Origin of the sequence: Micromonospora sp. NPDC049301, assembly GCF_040678715.1 — a bacterium.
Taxonomy (GTDB): Bacteria; Actinomycetota; Actinomycetes; order Mycobacteriales; family Micromonosporaceae; genus Micromonospora.
In genome coordinates, this window is record NZ_JBFAQO010000001.1 from 385044 (window position 1) to 401497 (window position 16454).

Below are 16454 nucleotides of genomic sequence, written 5' to 3' on the forward strand. Positions count from 1 at the left end.
GGTTGCCCTGTGACCGTGGCCGTTCGCACCCCCACTGAGGTGCGGCGATGCCACCTGCGTCCGGAACGGGGCCGGTTCATGTTGGTGCCAGAGACGACCGACGGGACGATCCTGTCGGTCGTCATTCCGATGTACAACGAGGCCGCTGTCATCCCGGCCCTGGTCACCCGGTTGCGGCCGGTGCTCGACGCGCTCGGCGCCGACTACGAGGTGGTCGCCGTCGACGACGGCAGCCGGGACGCGACCGTGGCGGTGCTGTTCGACCACGGACGGAACTGGCCGCAGCTCCGGGTGATCCGGCTGCGCCGCAACAGCGGGCACCAGGCGGCGCTGACCGCTGGGCTGCACCGGGCCCACGGCCGGTGGGTGGTGAGCCTGGACGCGGATCTCCAGGACCCGCCGGAGACCATCGCGGAGATGCTCCGGGTGGCTCGCGAGGACGGTGTGGACGTGGTCTACGGCGTACGCGCCGACCGCAGCACCGACACCTTCTTCAAGCGGCGGACCGCGCACACCTACTACCGCCTGATGCGCCGGCTCGTCGGCACCGACGTACCCGCTCAGGCCGGCGACTTCCGGCTGGTCAGCCGGGACGTCATCGAGACGCTGCGCCGACTGCCGGAACGCACCCCGGTCTACCGGCTGCTGATCCCGGCCCTCGGCTTCGCCAGTGCCGAGGTGCGCTACGTCCGGGAAGCTCGGGCGGCAGGCGAGACGAAGTACCCGCTGCACCGGATGGTCGCCCTCGCCTGGGACAGCGTGGCCAACTTCTCGGCCGCGCCGCTGCGGCTGGCGACCTGGCTGGGCGCGATCAGCTTCCTCGCCTGCGTCGGGCTCATCGGGTTCGGCATCGTCGCGCACCTGCGCGGGGTGACCATTCCAGGTTGGACGTCGATGTTCGTGGCCGTGCTGCTCCTGGGCGGGGTGCAACTGGTCTGCCTCGGCCTGCTCGGCGAGTACGTCGGGCGGATCTACGCGACCGTGCAGGGACGGCCGACGTACCACGTCGGCGCCGACTCGGCGGAGACCGAGCTGTCTGCTTCCTTCGCGGACGCGCCCACGGGTAGCGGACGTGGCTGAGCCGCTCGCCCTCGCGGAACGGTCCACGACACCCGACCCGCCGGCCGACCGCCGGCGTGCCCGGTCGGTCGCTGTCGCGGCGGCCGCCGCCCTGCCGTGGTCTGTCCTCCTGGCCGTGCTGGCGGTCGCCTGGTGGCAGACCGGAGTACCGGCCGCCGACGTACTCCGCTACCTGGCCTACTGGTCGCTGGCCCTGCTACTGCCCGGCACGTTGGTGCACCGGGCGGTGCGAGGCGCCCGCGGCAACCTGCCGGAGGATCTGGGCTACGGCGCGGCCACCGGCCTGCTGCTCGAACTCGGTGCCTGGGCCGCCGCCGCGACCACCGGCCAGCAACACCTCCTGCGGTGGTGGCCGGTGCCGCTGGTGCTGGCCTTCGCCGCGGTTCCCCGGCTGCGCCGGCACTGGCGGGTCGGACCCCGGCGACCCCTTCCGCTGGCCTGGCACTGGACGGTCTGCGCGACGCTGCTGCTGGTCCTGCTCTGGGCCGTCGCGCAGTGGCGCCTGGTGCCACTGCCGCCGGTGAACCACACCTACTACCAGGATCTGCTCTACCACCTGTCGCTGGTGCAGGAGCTGACCCGGGATCTGCCCTTCCAGCTACCGCAGGTGGCCGGCGAGCCGTTGCGGTACCACTACCTGTCCGACGCCCACATGGCCGCCGGAAGCATGATCACCGGTGTGTCGCCCGCGGTGGTGCTGCTGCGGCTGTGGCTGGCACCGATCGTGGTCACCACCGTGCTGGTCACCGCCGGGCTGGCCCGGGACCTGTCGGACCGCTGGTGGGCCGGCCCGCTGGCGGGCGCGGTCGCCGGCCTCGGCATGCCGGTGGCGGTCAACTCGGCCATCGCGGACGGCGCCTTCGCGTTCTCGTTCGCCAGCCCGTCGCAGACGTACGTGCTGCCGCTGCTGGTGCTGCTCGCCGGGCTCTGTCTCGACGTGGTTCGCGGACGACCGCTGGGCGTGGGCTGGGCCCTGCTGCCGACCCTCGGGCTGGCCTGCGCCGGCGCGAAGTCCAGCGCACTCCCGCCACTGATCGCCGGCGTCGGGCTGGCCGCCGTCGCCACCTGGTGGCAGCGGCGGCGGGTGCCGTGGCCGGCGCTCACCGCACTGCTCTGCCTGCTGGTGCCGATGGGTGCCGGCTACCTCCTCTTCGCCGGTGGTGGGGCGAGCACCCTGACCCCACAGGCGTTCGCGTTCCTGCACGCCATGCCGCAGTACCGGGAGACGATCGGGGCCGGCGACGGGGTACGCGGCGGCGGGCTGCTGCCGCTCGGTCTCGCGCAGGCGGGTGCCGGTGGATGGGTGCTGGCGTTCACCCTGCTCGGCTGGTGGCTGCTGGTGCAACTGCCCCGGCTGATCGGCATGCTGATCCTCGCCGGGCCGCGCCGCGCCGATCCCGCCACCTGGCTGCTCTCCGGCGCGGTGGTCGCCGGCGCGGGAGGGATCTGGACTCTGCACCACCCGTCGCTCAGCCAGGTCTACTTCTGGCTGGACGTGCTCCCGTTCGGTGCCGTGCTGGCCGTGTGGCTGCTCACGACCGTTCGCCCGCCCTGGCCGGTGCCGGTGCTCGCCGGACTGCTCGGGGTCGTGGCGTACCTCGCCGTGCCCGTGATGCCCCGACCGGCCGCGACCATGGCCGGCTGGATGGGTGTCCTCGGCCGGTCGTACCTGCGGCTCGCCGTCTTCCTCCTGCTGGCCGTGCTGGTCGCGGTCGGTGTGCAGGCCCTGCTGCGCCGCCGCCGTCCGGACGGTGGTGGGCGGCGTCGCGTCGTGGCGGTGGCGCTGGCCGGTGTGACGGCCGCGCTGCTGAGCGCGAGTGTCGCCCGAGGGGTCGACGGGGCGATCCGGTACGTCCAGGTCCCGCCGGTCAGCCCGGTGTCGGCGGCGCAGCCGTCCACCGTGACCGCCGCGGAGATGCGGGCCGCGCTCTGGCTCGATGCGCACGCTGCGGACGACGACGTGGTGGCCACGAACGTGCACTGTCAGCCGGTGCGGACCACCGCGCACTGCGACGCCCGCGCCTACTGGGTGACCGGGCTGGGCGGGCACCGGACGGTGGTGGAGAGCTGGGGCTACACCGACGCGGCGCTCGCCGCGCATGGCCGGCGGGGCCTCGGCTACGTGCGGCAGGACCCGCCGGACCCGGCTCGGTTCGCGTTGAACGAGCGGGTGTTCCGGGCGCCGACCGTGGCCGACCTGGACCGGCTGCGTGCCGAGTACCGGGTCCGCTGGTTGTTCGCCGACACCCGGGCGGGCTGGGTGTCGCCCGCGCTGGCCGGGCTGGCTCGGGTCCGCTTGGTCTCCGGCACTGTCACGATCTACGAGCTGCTCTGAGCCGTCATCGGCGAGCCCGGACGACGAAGCCCGCCGGACCCGAGGGCCCGGCGGGCGTCGAACGAGCGGATCGGCTCAGCCGAGGGTGAACTTTTCCCACAGGCTGATCGCGGGGCCGTTGGCGATCAACGGCTTGCTGCCCGCGCCGTCGGCGCTGGCGTAGCGACCGTTGACGACGGCCTTGAAGCTCACCGTGCCGTCGCTGTTGCGGGTCAGGGTGAACTTCTCCCAGAGGCTGACCGTGGGTCGGGTCGCGATCAGCGGCTTCGCGCCAGCACCATCGGCGGTGACGAAGCGGTTGTTGGCGCGGGCGAACAGGGCGACCTGCCCACCGCCGAGGTCGACGACGTCGAACCGCTCCCAGGTGCTGACGGTTGCCTGGCTCGCGATCAGCGGCTTCACGCCGGCGCCGTCGGCCATCACGAAGCGACCGTTCACGCTGGCCTTCAGCGACCTGTTCGCGTCGGCGACCGGCACCTGGTGGAACTTCTCCCAGGAGCTGATGGTGGGCCGGCTGGCCGACAGAGTGACGGCTCCGCTGGGCTCGGCGGTGACGTACAGGTTGTTGCTTCCCTTGAGACTGACGGTGCCGTCGCTGTTGCGGACGACGGTGAACTCCTCCGCCGTGCCGACGGTTTGGCGGGACGCGTCCAGCGGCGCGTCCGGGGTGGCGACCTGGGTGACGTAGAGACCGTTGGCCCGGGATACGAGGGCGACCCGGCCGTTGCCGGCGTCCGCCACGTCGTACTGCGCGGCCGCGGTCAACCCGACCTGGTTCGGCAGGAGAACCGGTGCGGAGGTGCCCACGTAGCGGAGGTTCGACAGGGCGAGGAAGCCCACCGTCGCGGTGCGCCGCAGCACACTCACCTGCTCGGTGCTGCTGCCCTGCAGGTCGTCGGTCCCCCGGGCGGTGACGGTGACGTCATAGGTGCCCGGAATCGCGTACCTGTGCGTGGCGCGCGGGGCGGACTGGGTGACGGCGGTGCCGTCGCCGAAGTTGAACACGTACTCCTTGATGGGGACGAAGCCGGGCCGGGAGGCGGAGGCGTCCACGGTGACCGCGCTGGCACCTAGGTCCAGGGTGGCGTCGAAGGACGCAATCGGTGTCCGCACGAACTCCACCGTGCCGCGGTCGGCGTAGGCGACCGGGCCGGCGCCGGTGTTCGGCACGGCCGGGTCGTCACGGCGTGACCAGCCTCGGCTGTCGTAGATCTGGTAGCCGGGGGCGGCAGAGTTCGCCGAGTCGATCCCGTCGGAGGATTGTGCGGTGTCCCGATCGTGGGCGGCCTGGCCGGAGACGGCGCGGAACTGGGCCAGGCCCATCACCGTCCCGTTCCAGGAGTAGGTGTTCGCGGACGGGGACGACACACCGTTGTGCGTGTTGTTGTAGTCGATCACCGTTCCGCTCAGCGCCTGGTCGTAGATCCCGACCTGGACTCCGCCCACGCCCTGCGGGTCGCAGTAGCTCTGTGAGGTGCGACCGTTGCCGGACACCTTGTTGTTCTGTACGGAGACGCCGGTGGAGGCTCCGTCGACCCGGACACCGTCGAGGCAGCGGCCCTGGACGGCGTTGTTGACGATCGCGGTGTCGTCGGCCCCGCGGTTGTGGATGCCGTAGCCGGCCCCGGGGTTGATCTGGTTGTTGGCCACCACTGTGCCGAAGGCACTCGGACCGACCGCGATGGCCGCGCCGGTGTAGCCACCGATGACACTGTTGAGGATGGTGGTGCGGGCTCCGTCGGTGCGGATGCCGGCGCTGGGGTCGGCGGTGCCGTTCGTGGCGCCGCCGCCCACCAGGACCGCGCGATCGACCGTCACATCGCTGGACGTCGCGTCCACGGTCAGCCCGTCGACGTACGCCAGTCCGCTGCCGGCGACGTCTCTCAGGCTCGCCACCGTCACCCCGACGAGCCGCACGGCGGGTGCCGTCGAGACATCGGCCATCGTGAACCTGCCGCCCGCGATCTCGATGTTCGAGGAGTTGCGGAGGTCGAGGGCGGGCACGTCGACCGGCCCGTCGACGTTGAAGTCCTGGATTCCGATGTCGTGCTGGCCGTCGACGACCAGGCCCGCGGTCGGACCGCGGAGCGTGACAGGCGGGCTGGAGCTGTTGGCGATGAACGCGATCGGCGCCTCGGGGGTGCCGGAGCGGGTGAGCGTGACGCGCTCGGAGTAGACGCCGCCGTCCACGTAGACGGTCTGGCCGGCGGTGACCACCGCGGCGGCCGCGCCGATCGTGCAGAACGGCTGTGTCTTGCTGCCGGGCCCCTGGTCGGAGCAGGTGGTGATGCCCGGTTTGACGTACAGGTTCTCCGGGTCGGCCGCCTGGGCGGACCCACCGGTGGCCAAGAGGGTGCCGCCGGTCACCGCGATCGCGGTGAGGCCGGCGAGGGACGTTCTACGCATGGATGCCCTCGGTGGAAGAGGAGGATCCGGCTGCCGCCGGAAGTCAGATGGAGGCCATGATCCGGTACCGGCCGGTAGGCGCGCCAGCCCCGTGCGACAAAAAGGTCAAACGCTCCCGGCGGAGGCCGTTGTGGCCTCGTGCCGAGGCGACCGCCGGGTAGGAGACAATGAGGTACGTGACGACGATCCCGAACGTGCTCGCCAACCGGTACGCCTCGCCCGAACTGGTCGCCCTCTGGTCACCGGAGGAGAAGGTCCGGATGGAGCGGCGGCTCTGGCTCGCCGTGCTCCGCGCTCAGCGTGACCTCGGCGTACCCGTGCCGGACGGCGTGGTCGAGGCGTACGAGCGGGTGCTCGACCAGGTCGACCTCGCCTCGATCGCGGAGCGGGAGCGGGTCACCCGGCACGACGTGAAGGCACGGATCGAGGAGTTCAGCGCGCTCGCCGGGTTCGAGCACGTGCACAAGGGGATGACCTCCCGGGACCTCACCGAGAACGTCGAGCAACTCCAGGTGCGTGCCTCACTGGAGCTGATCCGTGATCGGGTGGTGGCCACCCTGGCCCGGCTCGCCTGGCTCGCTCACGAGCACTCCGAGCTGGTGATGACCGGCCGTTCGCACAACGTGGCGGCGCAGGCCACCACACTGGGTAAGCGCTTCGCCTCGGCGGCGGAGGAGCTGCTCATCGCGTACGAGCGGCTGGAGGAGTTGATCGCCCGGTACCCGCTGCGCGGGATCAAGGGGCCGGTCGGCACGGCCGCCGACCAGCTCGACCTGTTCGACGGCGACGCCGACAATGTGGCCGAGCTGGAGCGCCGGGTCGCCGAGCACCTGGGCTTCTCCCGGGTGCTGGACAGCGTCGGGCAGGTCTACCCGCGCTCGCTGGACTTCGACGTGCTGGCCGCGCTCGCGCAGACCGCCGCCGCGCCGTCGTCGCTGGCCACCACGATCCGCCTGATGGTCGGCCAGGAGCTGGTCACCGAGGGCTTCAAGCCGGGGCAGGTCGGCTCCAGCGCGATGCCGCACAAGATGAACACGCGCTCCTCCGAGCGGGTCAACGGCTTCGCGGTGATCATCCGGGGTTACCTGTCGATGGTCGGCGAGCTGGCCGGTGACCAGTGGAACGAGGGGGACGTGTCCTGCTCGGTGGTCCGCCGGGTGGCCCTGCCGGACGCCTTCTTCGCCGCCGACGGGCTGTTCCAGACCTTCCTCACCGTGCTCGACGAGTTCGGCGCGTACCCGGCGGTGATCAACCGGGAGCTGGAGCGGTTCCTGCCCTTCCTCGCCACCACGAAGATCCTGGTGGCGGCGGTCCGGCGCGGTGTCGGCCGGGAGGTCGCGCACGAGGTGATCAAGGAGCACGCTGTCGCGGTGGCGCTGGCCATGCGGGAGAAGGGCTCGCCGGAGAACGACCTGTTCGACCGTCTGGCGGCGGACGGCCGGCTCGGCCTGTCCCGCGCCGACATCGACACGCTGGTCGCCGACCGCACCGCGTTCGTCGGCGCCGCCCCGGCCCAGGTCGCGGCGGTAACCCGCCGCATCACCGCCGTGGTGACCGCCCACCCCGACGCCGCCACCTACTCCCCACCCCCCATCCTCTGACCCCGGCGGGGCCCTCGTCTGCGTTGATCATGAAGTTGTTGCCGCGACACGCCGAGGCGGACGGCAACAACTTCATGATCGACGGGGTGGAGTCGGGGGTCGGGCGCGGCGGGTTACTCGCGGGTGGGGGTTTCGGCGGCGGTGCGGAGGTTGGGGGCGCTCGCCGGCTCGGCGATGCCGCCGGGGGATTCCGTGATGCCCGGTTCCTGCGCGGTCTCCGCGGCGATCGCCGGCTGGTCGGACGGCATGACGTCGGGCACCTTGGGCGCCACGATCACGGCGGTGCCGTACGCGCAGATCTCCATCCACATCTCGCCGCAGTCCCGACTGTCGAACCGCATGCCGATCACCGCGTTCGCACCCAGCCGGAGGGCCTCCTCGCCGAGCCGGGCCACCGAGTCGGTGCGCCAGCGGGTCAGGTTGTCCGGGGCCATCGGGTCGTACGCGCCACCGCGCAGGTTCTTGACCCCCTCGCGGTACGGGTTGCGCGTCCTGGCCATCGATGACACCACCTCACCGAGAATCTGGCGGATCTCGTAGCCGGGCAGTTGCTCCGTCGTCACGACCAGCACGGTTCCGATGCTGTCAGGAGCGGCGCGACCGGCTCGGGCGCACTGTTCACCTGATCGGATGCTGCAAAACGACGCGGCGCGGACGGCCGGCACGCTGCCGGCCATCCGCGCCGCCCGGGGCGCTAACCGTCAGACACCGGCCGTCGAGGTGATCCAGGCCCGGTTGTACGCGACACTGCCGTAGTTCTGGATGCTGGAGCCGTCGGCGGTCGAGGCCACCCCGACCTGCTGCCCGTTGTAGAACTGCGGGCCGCCCGAGTCGCCCCGCCAGGCGTTGCCGTTGATCCTGGTGGAGCGGATCGCCTGCCCGCCGTACGCGTCGGTGGCGCTGTTGCTGGTCACCCGGACCGTGGCGGTCTTGAGCTGGCTGGACGCGGAGCAGCCGCTGTAGCAGGTCATGCCCCAGCCGTAGATCGAGTTGGTCGAGTTGATGGGCGGGTTGCTGCTGGCCAGGCTCACCGCCGAGGTGCTGACGGTGCTGGAGAGCCGCATGAGGGCCAGGTCGTTGCGGGTGTAGGTGGCGCTGACGGTACGGGTGACGCCGCCCGAGGAGCGGTAGACGCTGCCGACCCGGACGGACATGGTGCCGCTGATGCAGTGCCGGGCGGTGAGCACCCACTGCGGGGCGATCACGCTGCCGGAACAGGTGAACGAGCCGTTACTCATCACCGCGGCGGCCCAGGGGGCGGACGAGACGGTGCCGCCGCCGATGATCGGTTGCGGGCCGGCCGGGGCGGCGGACGCGCCGGAGGCGGCGCCGAGGACGCCGACGAGCGCGGCGCCGAGCAGGGCGAGCAGGGGACGGATGCGCATCGGGTGGACTCCTTGGACGGGGCAGGCCCGGGGTCGCCGGGTGCGGGGATGCGACAGCGGGGGTCCCCGCCGTCGCCTACATCGAGTTGTGTCGATGTACAGTAGGGCCCACGGCGGCTGATTTCAAGAATTTGATCGAGGTTGGCCAATGTAACGATTCGGCCACCTCTAGCGCCGTATATGCCCTGGTGAGACCGCGTGTCCCGCGTGTCGACCCGTCCCGGCCGCCGGTTATGTTGATCACTGCCTGAACTGCGCCCGGCCGGTGCGTCCGCGACGGTATCTGCCAGGTACGCTGGCTGCGCTCGCCCGTTGTGGGTCGGCACCCAACTGCGTACACAGTCAGGAGTGCCCAGTGCCTCGCGTCGTCGTCGACGTCATGCTCAAGCCCGAGATCCTCGATCCGCAGGGCCAGGCCGTCGCAAACGCGCTGCCCCGGCTCGGCGTCAGCGACGTCGCCTCGGTTCGGATCGGCAGGCGGATCGAGATCGAGTTCACCGGTGAACCGGACCTGGACCGGGCCCGGGAGATCGCCGACAAACTGCTCGCCAACCCGGTCATCGAGGACTTCACCGTCCGCCTGGTCGAGGCCGACGAGACCGCGGACGCCCGCTCGTGACCGCCCGGGTCGGTGTGGTCACCTTCCCCGGCTCGCTCGACGACGGGGACGCCGCCCGGGCCGTCCGGATCGCCGGCGCCGAGCCGGTCCGGCTCTGGCACGGTGACCCGGAGCTGCACGGGGTGGACGCCGTCGTGCTGCCCGGTGGCTTCTCCTACGGTGACTACCTCCGCTGCGGCGCCATCGCCCGGTTCGCTCCGGTGATGGAGACGATCGTGGACGCCGCCCAGGGCGGTCTGCCGGTCCTCGGCATCTGCAACGGCTTCCAGATCCTCTGCGAGGCGCACCTGCTGCCCGGCGCGCTCACCCGCAACCAGCACCTGCACTTCCGCAACCGGGACCAGATCCTGCGCATCGAGTCGGCCGGCACCGCGTGGACCAACGTGTTCCAGCCCGGCCAGGAGGTGCTCGTCCCGGTGAAGAACGGCGAGGGCTGCTACGTCGCCGACACCGCGACGCTGGACCAGCTCGAAGCCGAGGGCCGCGTGGTCGCCCGCTACGTCGGCGGCAACCCCAACGGGTCGCTGCGCGACATCGCCGCGATCACCAACCCCGCCGGCAACGTTGTCGGCATCATGCCGCACCCCGAGCACGCGGTGGAGGCGCTCACCGGCCCCTCGCTGGACGGCCTCGGCTTCTTCACCTCGGTCCTCAAGCACCTGGTGGGGACGCCGGCGTGACCGGCGGCACGATCATCGGTCAGCTCAACCGCCGGTCTGGCGGGCACGAGCGCAGCGAGGAGAGGTCATGACCACCCATCCGGACCCGGTACGCGACACACCGGAGGCGTACTCGGCCCCGGCGCAGCCGGCCGAGCCGCTCCCGGCGCAGCCCGCCGCCCCGGCGGCCGCTCCCGCCCAGCCGGCGACCGCCGACTGGACCGACGGCGTGGACACCGTCCCGCGCGCCGGTGGCACCCCGGGCGAGCTTCAGCCGTACACCGAGCTGGGGCTCCGCGACGACGAGTACGACCGCATCCGGCAGATCCTCGGTCGCCGGCCCACGCAGTCCGAGCTCGCGATGTACTCGATCATGTGGAGCGAGCACTGCTCCTACAAGTCGAGCAAGGTGCACCTGCGCCAGTTCGGCGAGAAGGCCCCGCGCAGCGACCGGCTGCTCGCCGGCATCGGCGAGAACGCCGGCGTGGTGCAGGTCTCCGACGAGCTGGCGGTGACCTTCAAGGTCGAGTCGCACAACCACCCGAGCTTCGTCGAGCCGTACCAGGGTGCGGCGACCGGCGTCGGCGGCATCGTCCGGGACATCCTCGCCATGGGCGCCCGCCCGATCGCGGTGATGGACCCGCTGCGCTTCGGTGCCGCGGACCACCCGGACACCGCCCGGGTCCTCACCGGCGTGGTCGCCGGCGTGGGTGGCTACGGCAACTGCCTCGGCCTGCCCAACATCGGTGGCGAGCTGGTCTTCGACCCTTCGTACCAGGGCAACCCGCTGCTCAACGCGCTCTGCCTGGGCGTGCTGCCCGTCGACCGTCTGCAGAACAAGGCCGCCGCCGGCCCCGGCAACGTGGTCGTGCTGATGGGTGCCAAGACCGGCCGGGACGGCATCGGCGGTGTCTCGGTGCTGGCCAGCGCCACCTTCGACGAGGGCAGCGAGCAGCGCCGCCCCGCCGTGCAGGTCGGCGACCCGTTCACCGAGAAGCTGCTGATCGAGGCGTGCCTGGAGCTGTACGACGGCCAGCTGGTGGTCGGCATCCAGGACCTCGGCGGCGCCGGGCTGACCTGTGCGCTCACCGAGACTGCGGCCGCGGCCGGCACCGGCATGCGGGTCTGGCTGGAGCGGGTGCCGCTGCGTGAGCCGTCGATGGACCCGCACGAGATCCTCGCCAGCGAGTCCCAGGAGCGCATGCTGCTGGTCGTCGAGCCGGACAAGCTCGACGCGGTGTTCAAGACCGCCGAGAAGTGGGGCGTGCTGGCCACCGCCATCGGCGAGGTGACCGCGCCGGAGCCGGACGGCAGCCCGGGCCGGTTGCTGATCACCTGGCGGGACCACCTCGTGGTCGACGTGCCGCCGGGCTCACTGGTCGACGACGGCCCGGTCTACGCCCGCCCGATGCGTGAGCCGGCCGACCTGATCCTGCTCCAGGCCGACCGGGCCGAGACGCTTCCCCGCCCGGCCGACCCGGAGGCGCTGCGGGAGACCGTGCTGCGCATGATCGCGTCGCCGAACCTGGCCGACAAGACCTGGGTCACCGAGCAGTACGACCGCTACGTGCTGGGCAACACCGTGCTCGCCCAGCCGGAGGACGGCGGCGTGATCCGGATCGACGAGCGGACCGGGCTCGGCGTGGCGCTGTCCGTGGACGGCAACGGCCGGTACACCCGGCTCGACCCGTACAACGGCACCAAGCTGGCACTGGCCGAGGCGTACCGGAACGTGGCGGTGACCGGTGCGAAGCCGATCGCCGTGACCAACTGCCTCAACTTCGGCTCCCCGGAGGACCCGGGCGTGATGTGGCAGTTCGCCGAGGCCGTGCGCGGCCTGGCGGACGGCTGCCTGGAGCTGGGCATCCCGGTCACCGGCGGCAACGTCAGCTTCTACAACCAGACCGGCGCGGCGGCCATCCACCCGACCCCGGTGGTCGGCGTGCTGGGTGTGCTGGACAACGTCGCCGACCGGGTCCCGATGGGCTTCGTCCCGCGCGCCGGTGGCGACCACGACCAGCTCTACCTGCTCGGTGAGACCAACGTGGAGCTGTCCGGCTCCGAGTGGGCCTGGGTGACGCACGAGCACCTCGGCGGCATCCCGCCGCAGGTCGACCTCGCCCGGGAGAAGGCGCTGGCCGACCTGCTGGCCGAGGCCGCCCGGGTCGGTCACCTCAGCTCGGCGCACGACCTCTCCGACGGTGGCCTCGCCCAGAGCCTGGTCGAGTCCTGCCTGCGTCGGGGCGTCGGCGCCCGGATCGCGGTGCCGGAGCACTTCGCCGGCGGCTCGATGCCGTTCGTCTACCTGTTCAGCGAGTCGGCCGCACGGGCGCTGGTGTCCGTGCCGCGGGGCCACGACAAGGCGTTCGCGGCGCTCTGTGCCGAGCGGGGGGTGCCGTTCGAGCTGATCGGCGTCACCGACCCGGCCGGAGGCGCGCTGGAGGTGCACGGCCAGTTCCGGATCGGCCTGGACGAGCTGCGCGCCGCGCACACCGAGACGTTGCCGCGTCTCTTCGGTGACGCCGCCGTCGAGGTGCCCGCACCGGCGGCTGGTGTGGCGGGGGCGGTCGAGGCCGTGCCGCTGCCGGTCGCGCAGGCCGAGCCGGTTGACGTGGCCGAGGTGGTCTCCGAGCCGATCGCGTCGGCCGGCCCGGTCCCGCAGGCCGGTGCCGTCGAGCCGGTCGCCGAGGCGTCGGCCGGCCAGGTCGAGCACACCGAGCCGGAGCAGCCGTTCACCACCGAGCCGGCCGGGCCCGGTGGATCGTCCGAGTCTGACTCCGGTGTCACCGACCCGTCGCCTGACGAGCGCTGAGGCGTTGGCGGCCGCTGTCTACGGCCAGCCCGGCTCGGGTGCCCGGTTCGACTGGGGACTGACCGGGGCGGCCGAGCTGGGTCGGGTCTGCGCGGCGCTGGTGGTGGTGGACGTGCTCTCGTTCACCACCTCCGTGGAGGTGGCGGTCGGCCGCGGCATGCGGGTGCACCCGTTTCCGTGGGGTGAGCAGGCCGCCGAGTACGCGTTGCGGGTCGGCGCGGTGGCCGCGGTGGGCCGTCGGCGGGTGACAACGGAGCATCCGTGGTCGCTCTCACCCGCCGCGCTGAGCACCGCGCCGATGGTTGCCGATCTGGTGCTGCCCTCGCCGAACGGCTCCGCGATCAGCGCCGCCGCCAGCGCCACCGGGCTACCGGTGGTCGCGGCGTGCCTGCGCAACGCGCGCGCCGTCGGGTGCTGGCTGCGCCGCCAGGGGTACGGAACGACGGACGCCCCGATCGGCGTCATCGCCTCGGGAGAGCGGTGGCCGGACGGTTCGCTGCGCCCGTCCGTGGAGGACCAGCTCGGCGCGGCCAGCGTGCTCGACGCCCTCTCCGGTGTGCCGGGCGGGCTCTCCGTGGAGGCGGCCATGGCGCTCGCCGCGCTGGCCAGCACCCCCGACGTGCCCGCCGCGGTGCGGGGCAGCGTCTCTGGCCGGGAGCTGACCGAGGGCGGCTTCGCCGAGGACGTCGACATCGCCGTCCGGGTCGGCGTGTCGGACGTCGTGCCGGTGCTCCGCCAGGGTGTGTTCTCCGCCGCCTGACCGACGCGGGTCGCCGGCCCCGTCTCCACCAACGCCAGGGTCCCGGGCCGCCGCCTCAATCAACTCGGCTTCGGTGGAGCCTGTGTGTCCAGGTCCGGAGGACACCCCGAAGTAAGCGAACGAGTGGACCTTGCGGCAGCGAAAAGGCCGCCCGGAGAGATCCGGGCGGCCTTTTGGCGTGCGTGCTGGGTCAGTCGTCCAGCCAGTCGAGGCGTCGACCGCTCCGCTCGGTCGGCGGCGGGCCGTCCGCCGGGCGGGCAGCCCGGCCGGTCTGCGGCTGGCCGTAGCCGCCCTGCTGGTCGTAGCCCCGGTCGTCGTAGCCGCCGCGTTGCTGCGGGGCCTCCTGGCCGTAGCCGCCCTGGTCGTACCCGCCGCCCTGCTGGCCGTAGCCGCCCTGCTGGTCGTAGCCGCCCTGCTGGTCGTAGCCCCGGTCGTCGTAGCCGCCGCGTTGCTGCGGCGGCTCCTGCCCGTAGCCGCCCTGGTCGTACCCGCCGGCCTGCTGGCCGTAGCCGCCCTGGTCGTAGCCACCGGCCTGCTGGCCGTAGCCGCCGGTCGGCTCCGCCGCCCGGCCGCCGTACGGGGCGGTGTCAGGCTGACCGTAGCCCTGGGCCTGCTCCGGCTGGTAGACGCCGGTGGCGTACGGGTCGGCCGGAGCCGGGTACTGCGTGCTGTCGCCGGTGTACCGGCCGGTCGGCTCGTCGAAGCGCTCGCCGTAGCCCGCGCCGCCAGCGGGAGCCGGCGGGTAGCCGGCCGCCCCGGCCGGGGCCGTGTAGTCGCGGCTGCCGTAGCCGCCGCCGGAGGAGGGAGCGCCGCCGTAGCCCGCCCCGGACCCGGGTGCCGCGCCGTAGCCGTCACCGGCCGCGCCGGCACCGTAGCCACCCTCGGGGGCCGCCGACGTGCCGTAGCCACCGCCCGAGGCGGGGGCGTTGCCGTAGCCGCCGGCACCGTATCCGCCGGGTGCCGGCTCGTCGCCGTAGCCGGTGCCACCCCAGCCCTGCTGGCCCGCCGCACCGTACGGCTGCGCCGGCGCGCCGTACGGGTCCGGTGGGACGTCGTCGACGACCGGACGGTGCATCATCGTCGGCGCCTCGCTCAGCGCCGCACCGCCGACCATCGTCGGGTCCGGTGTGCCGAGGGGTCGGTTGACCACCCGGGTCTGGTCGTCGCCGCCCCGGAACCCGCCCCGGGCGGCCGGCACCGCGCCAGCCGCGCCGGCGCCCGCCATGTCGTCCTCGTCGCCGTTCTCCTTGCGCCGCATCCACAGCAGCACGATCGTGCCGACACCCGCGGCGACGAGCAGACCGCCGAGCAGGATGATCAGGTACGAGCCGAAGCCGCCACCCTCGTCCTCGTTGGAGGCGTTCGCCGGAGCGCCCGGGGTGGCCTCCTCGCTGGCCTCCTCCTCGGTGCCCTCCTCGAGCGGCTCCTCGGTGGGGGTGGCCTCGGCGCTGGCGGACGGGGTGGGGCTCGGCGTCACCTCGACCTTGAGCTCCAGGCTGATCCGTTGCCCGGTGATGGCCTGACCGGCGCTGGCGTTGAGGGTCTTGGTGGCCACCACGTTGTCGAAGCTGGCGCCCAGGTCGATCCGGCCCGGCGCGATCGGCCGGTCGGTGGTGCCGGTGAAGCGGAATTCGCCGCTGCCGTTGCTGGTGGTGTCGTAGCGCCGGCCCGTGCTGTCCTGCAGCATGACCACGGCGTTGGGCACCGACTTGCTGTCGGCCTTGGAGACCACCTTGCCGGAGATCGACCGTACGGTCTGCGCCTGCGGCGGCGGCGGTGGCGCGGCCTTGCCCTTGACGGTCAGCGAGACGGTGGCGGTGTCCGGGCCCGAAGCGGCCTCGACGGCCACGGTGATGGTGGCGGTGGCGTCACCGGCGTTGTCGTTGGCCGCGATCCTGACCAGCACCGACCTGGTGGGGTTGCCCAAGCCTCCCTGGGGGAGATCGACATCGCCGCAGCCGCTGGCGCAGCTGACACCCGACGGCAGCCCCGAGAGGCTGATCTTCGCCTTGTCGTCGCCGTTGTCACCCGTCACGCGCACGGTGATCGTGGCGTCGCTGCCGGCGTTCACGGTGACCGAGCCAGGTGATACGTCGACATTTGCGGCCAGGGCTGGTGTGGCGGGGACGGCGAGCAGAGCGCCGGCAACCAGCGCTACGACCACACCGGCCCGCTGCTTCCAGGCACGTCGGTGTGTTGACACGTCCACCGCCTTCCGGACTGACTTCCCTCTACCGGCGGGGCGCCGGGCCGGGGATCATCACGGTACGAATACGCCGTCGGCAACTATGCCTTGTCTTACTGGATCGGCGCGACCCAGGGCCAGCGTCGGGTGCTCTGCCTGCGGGTCGTATCGTCCCGTCGTGTCCTCTCCGTACAGTAAGTCCGCCGCCGTTGAGGCGGCATTGTCGGCGCTCGACGAGGGGCGTACGCCCGAACGGCCGGTACTCCGGGAGGCGGTCCGGTCGTTGTTGGCCGGCCTCGCGGAGCGCGCCCCCGGCCGATCGGTGGAGGTGCGTGTCCCACCATACGGTGCGATCCAGTGTGTTCCCGGCCCTCGACACACCAGGGGAAACCCGCCAAACGTTGTCGAGATGGCCCCGGACACCTGGCTCGCGCTGGCCACCGGGCGAATTGGTTGGGCCGAGGCGGTCACCGAGGGTCGCGTCCAGGTGAGCGGGGTCCGTGCGGACCTCTCGGCATATCTGCCGCTCTAGCTGCCCGGATGCCCTGCCCCTCGTGACGCTGGGCAGGGAAACCGTGACTTTCTGTATTGACGACGATTCGCGTACACTGT

Annotated in this window: 12 protein-coding genes; 8 read left to right on the forward strand and 4 right to left on the reverse strand. The window is 72.3% G+C overall.

What is annotated here, in order from left to right; all coding sequences use genetic code 11:
• Positions 1-78: 78 nt before the first annotated feature.
• Together AB0K07_RS01840 and AB0K07_RS01845 are read left to right on the forward strand one after the other, a co-directional pair.
• Positions 79-1080 (forward strand): glycosyltransferase family 2 protein, encoded by a 1002-nt coding sequence (locus AB0K07_RS01840; protein WP_363750214.1) that lies wholly within the window; start codon positions 79-81, stop codon positions 1078-1080.
• Positions 1073-3415, forward strand: coding sequence for a hypothetical protein (locus tag AB0K07_RS01845; RefSeq protein ID WP_363750216.1), 2343 nt, complete (start codon positions 1073-1075; stop codon positions 3413-3415). The genes AB0K07_RS01840 and AB0K07_RS01845 overlap by 8 nt, the downstream gene beginning before the upstream one ends.
• Positions 3416-3490: 75 nt before the next feature.
• Here AB0K07_RS01845 and AB0K07_RS01850 read toward each other — a convergent pair whose 3' ends face one another.
• Positions 3491-5821 carry a PKD domain-containing protein gene (locus AB0K07_RS01850; protein ID WP_363750217.1) on the reverse strand — a complete coding sequence of 777 codons (2331 nt, stop codon included), beginning with the start codon at positions 5819-5821 and terminating at the stop codon, positions 3491-3493.
• A gap of 176 nt (positions 5822-5997) precedes the next feature.
• Between AB0K07_RS01850 and purB the strand changes: the two genes are divergently transcribed.
• Positions 5998-7422: an adenylosuccinate lyase gene (gene purB / locus AB0K07_RS01855; RefSeq protein WP_363750218.1), complete on the forward strand. Its 1425-nt coding sequence runs from the start codon at positions 5998-6000 to the stop codon at positions 7420-7422.
• A gap of 113 nt (positions 7423-7535) precedes the next feature.
• Here purB and AB0K07_RS01860 read toward each other — a convergent pair whose 3' ends face one another.
• Both AB0K07_RS01860 and AB0K07_RS01865 read right to left on the reverse strand, forming a co-directional pair.
• On the reverse strand, positions 7536-8099 hold the full coding sequence (locus AB0K07_RS01860; RefSeq protein ID WP_363750219.1) for a YbjQ family protein: 564 nt from the start codon (positions 8097-8099) through the stop codon (positions 7536-7538).
• 24 nt (positions 8100-8123) lie between these two features.
• Positions 8124-8807: a trypsin-like serine protease gene (locus AB0K07_RS01865; RefSeq protein ID WP_363750220.1), complete on the reverse strand. Its 684-nt coding sequence runs from the start codon at positions 8805-8807 to the stop codon at positions 8124-8126.
• 355 nt (positions 8808-9162) lie between these two features.
• On the opposite strand from AB0K07_RS01865, the gene purS reads away from it, so the two are divergent.
• The 4 genes from purS to AB0K07_RS01885 all read left to right on the forward strand — a co-directional run bounded on the left by purS (position 9163) and on the right by AB0K07_RS01885 (position 13657).
• Positions 9163-9426: a phosphoribosylformylglycinamidine synthase subunit PurS gene (gene purS / locus AB0K07_RS01870; protein WP_030332194.1), complete on the forward strand. Its 264-nt coding sequence runs from the start codon at positions 9163-9165 to the stop codon at positions 9424-9426.
• Positions 9423-10106 carry a phosphoribosylformylglycinamidine synthase subunit PurQ gene (gene purQ, locus AB0K07_RS01875; RefSeq protein ID WP_363750221.1) on the forward strand — a complete coding sequence of 228 codons (684 nt, stop codon included), beginning with the start codon at positions 9423-9425 and terminating at the stop codon, positions 10104-10106. The genes purS and purQ overlap by 4 nt, the downstream gene beginning before the upstream one ends.
• 67 nt (positions 10107-10173) lie before the next feature.
• Complete coding sequence (purL, locus tag AB0K07_RS01880; RefSeq protein WP_363750222.1) at positions 10174-12897, forward strand: phosphoribosylformylglycinamidine synthase subunit PurL; 2724 nt, start codon at positions 10174-10176, stop codon at positions 12895-12897.
• A gap of 4 nt (positions 12898-12901) precedes the next feature.
• Positions 12902-13657: a 2-phosphosulfolactate phosphatase gene (locus AB0K07_RS01885; RefSeq protein WP_363751380.1), complete on the forward strand. Its 756-nt coding sequence runs from the start codon at positions 12902-12904 to the stop codon at positions 13655-13657.
• A 190-nt stretch (positions 13658-13847) separates the two neighbouring features.
• Here the strand turns inward: AB0K07_RS01885 and AB0K07_RS01890 are convergent, their stop codons facing one another.
• Positions 13848-15860: a carboxypeptidase-like regulatory domain-containing protein gene (locus tag AB0K07_RS01890; protein ID WP_363750223.1), complete on the reverse strand. Its 2013-nt coding sequence runs from the start codon at positions 15858-15860 to the stop codon at positions 13848-13850.
• 160 nt (positions 15861-16020) lie between these two features.
• On the opposite strand from AB0K07_RS01890, the gene AB0K07_RS01895 reads away from it, so the two are divergent.
• Complete coding sequence (locus AB0K07_RS01895; protein ID WP_363750224.1) at positions 16021-16374, forward strand: sterol carrier family protein; 354 nt, start codon at positions 16021-16023, stop codon at positions 16372-16374.
• The last annotated feature ends 80 nt before the right edge of the window (positions 16375-16454 follow it).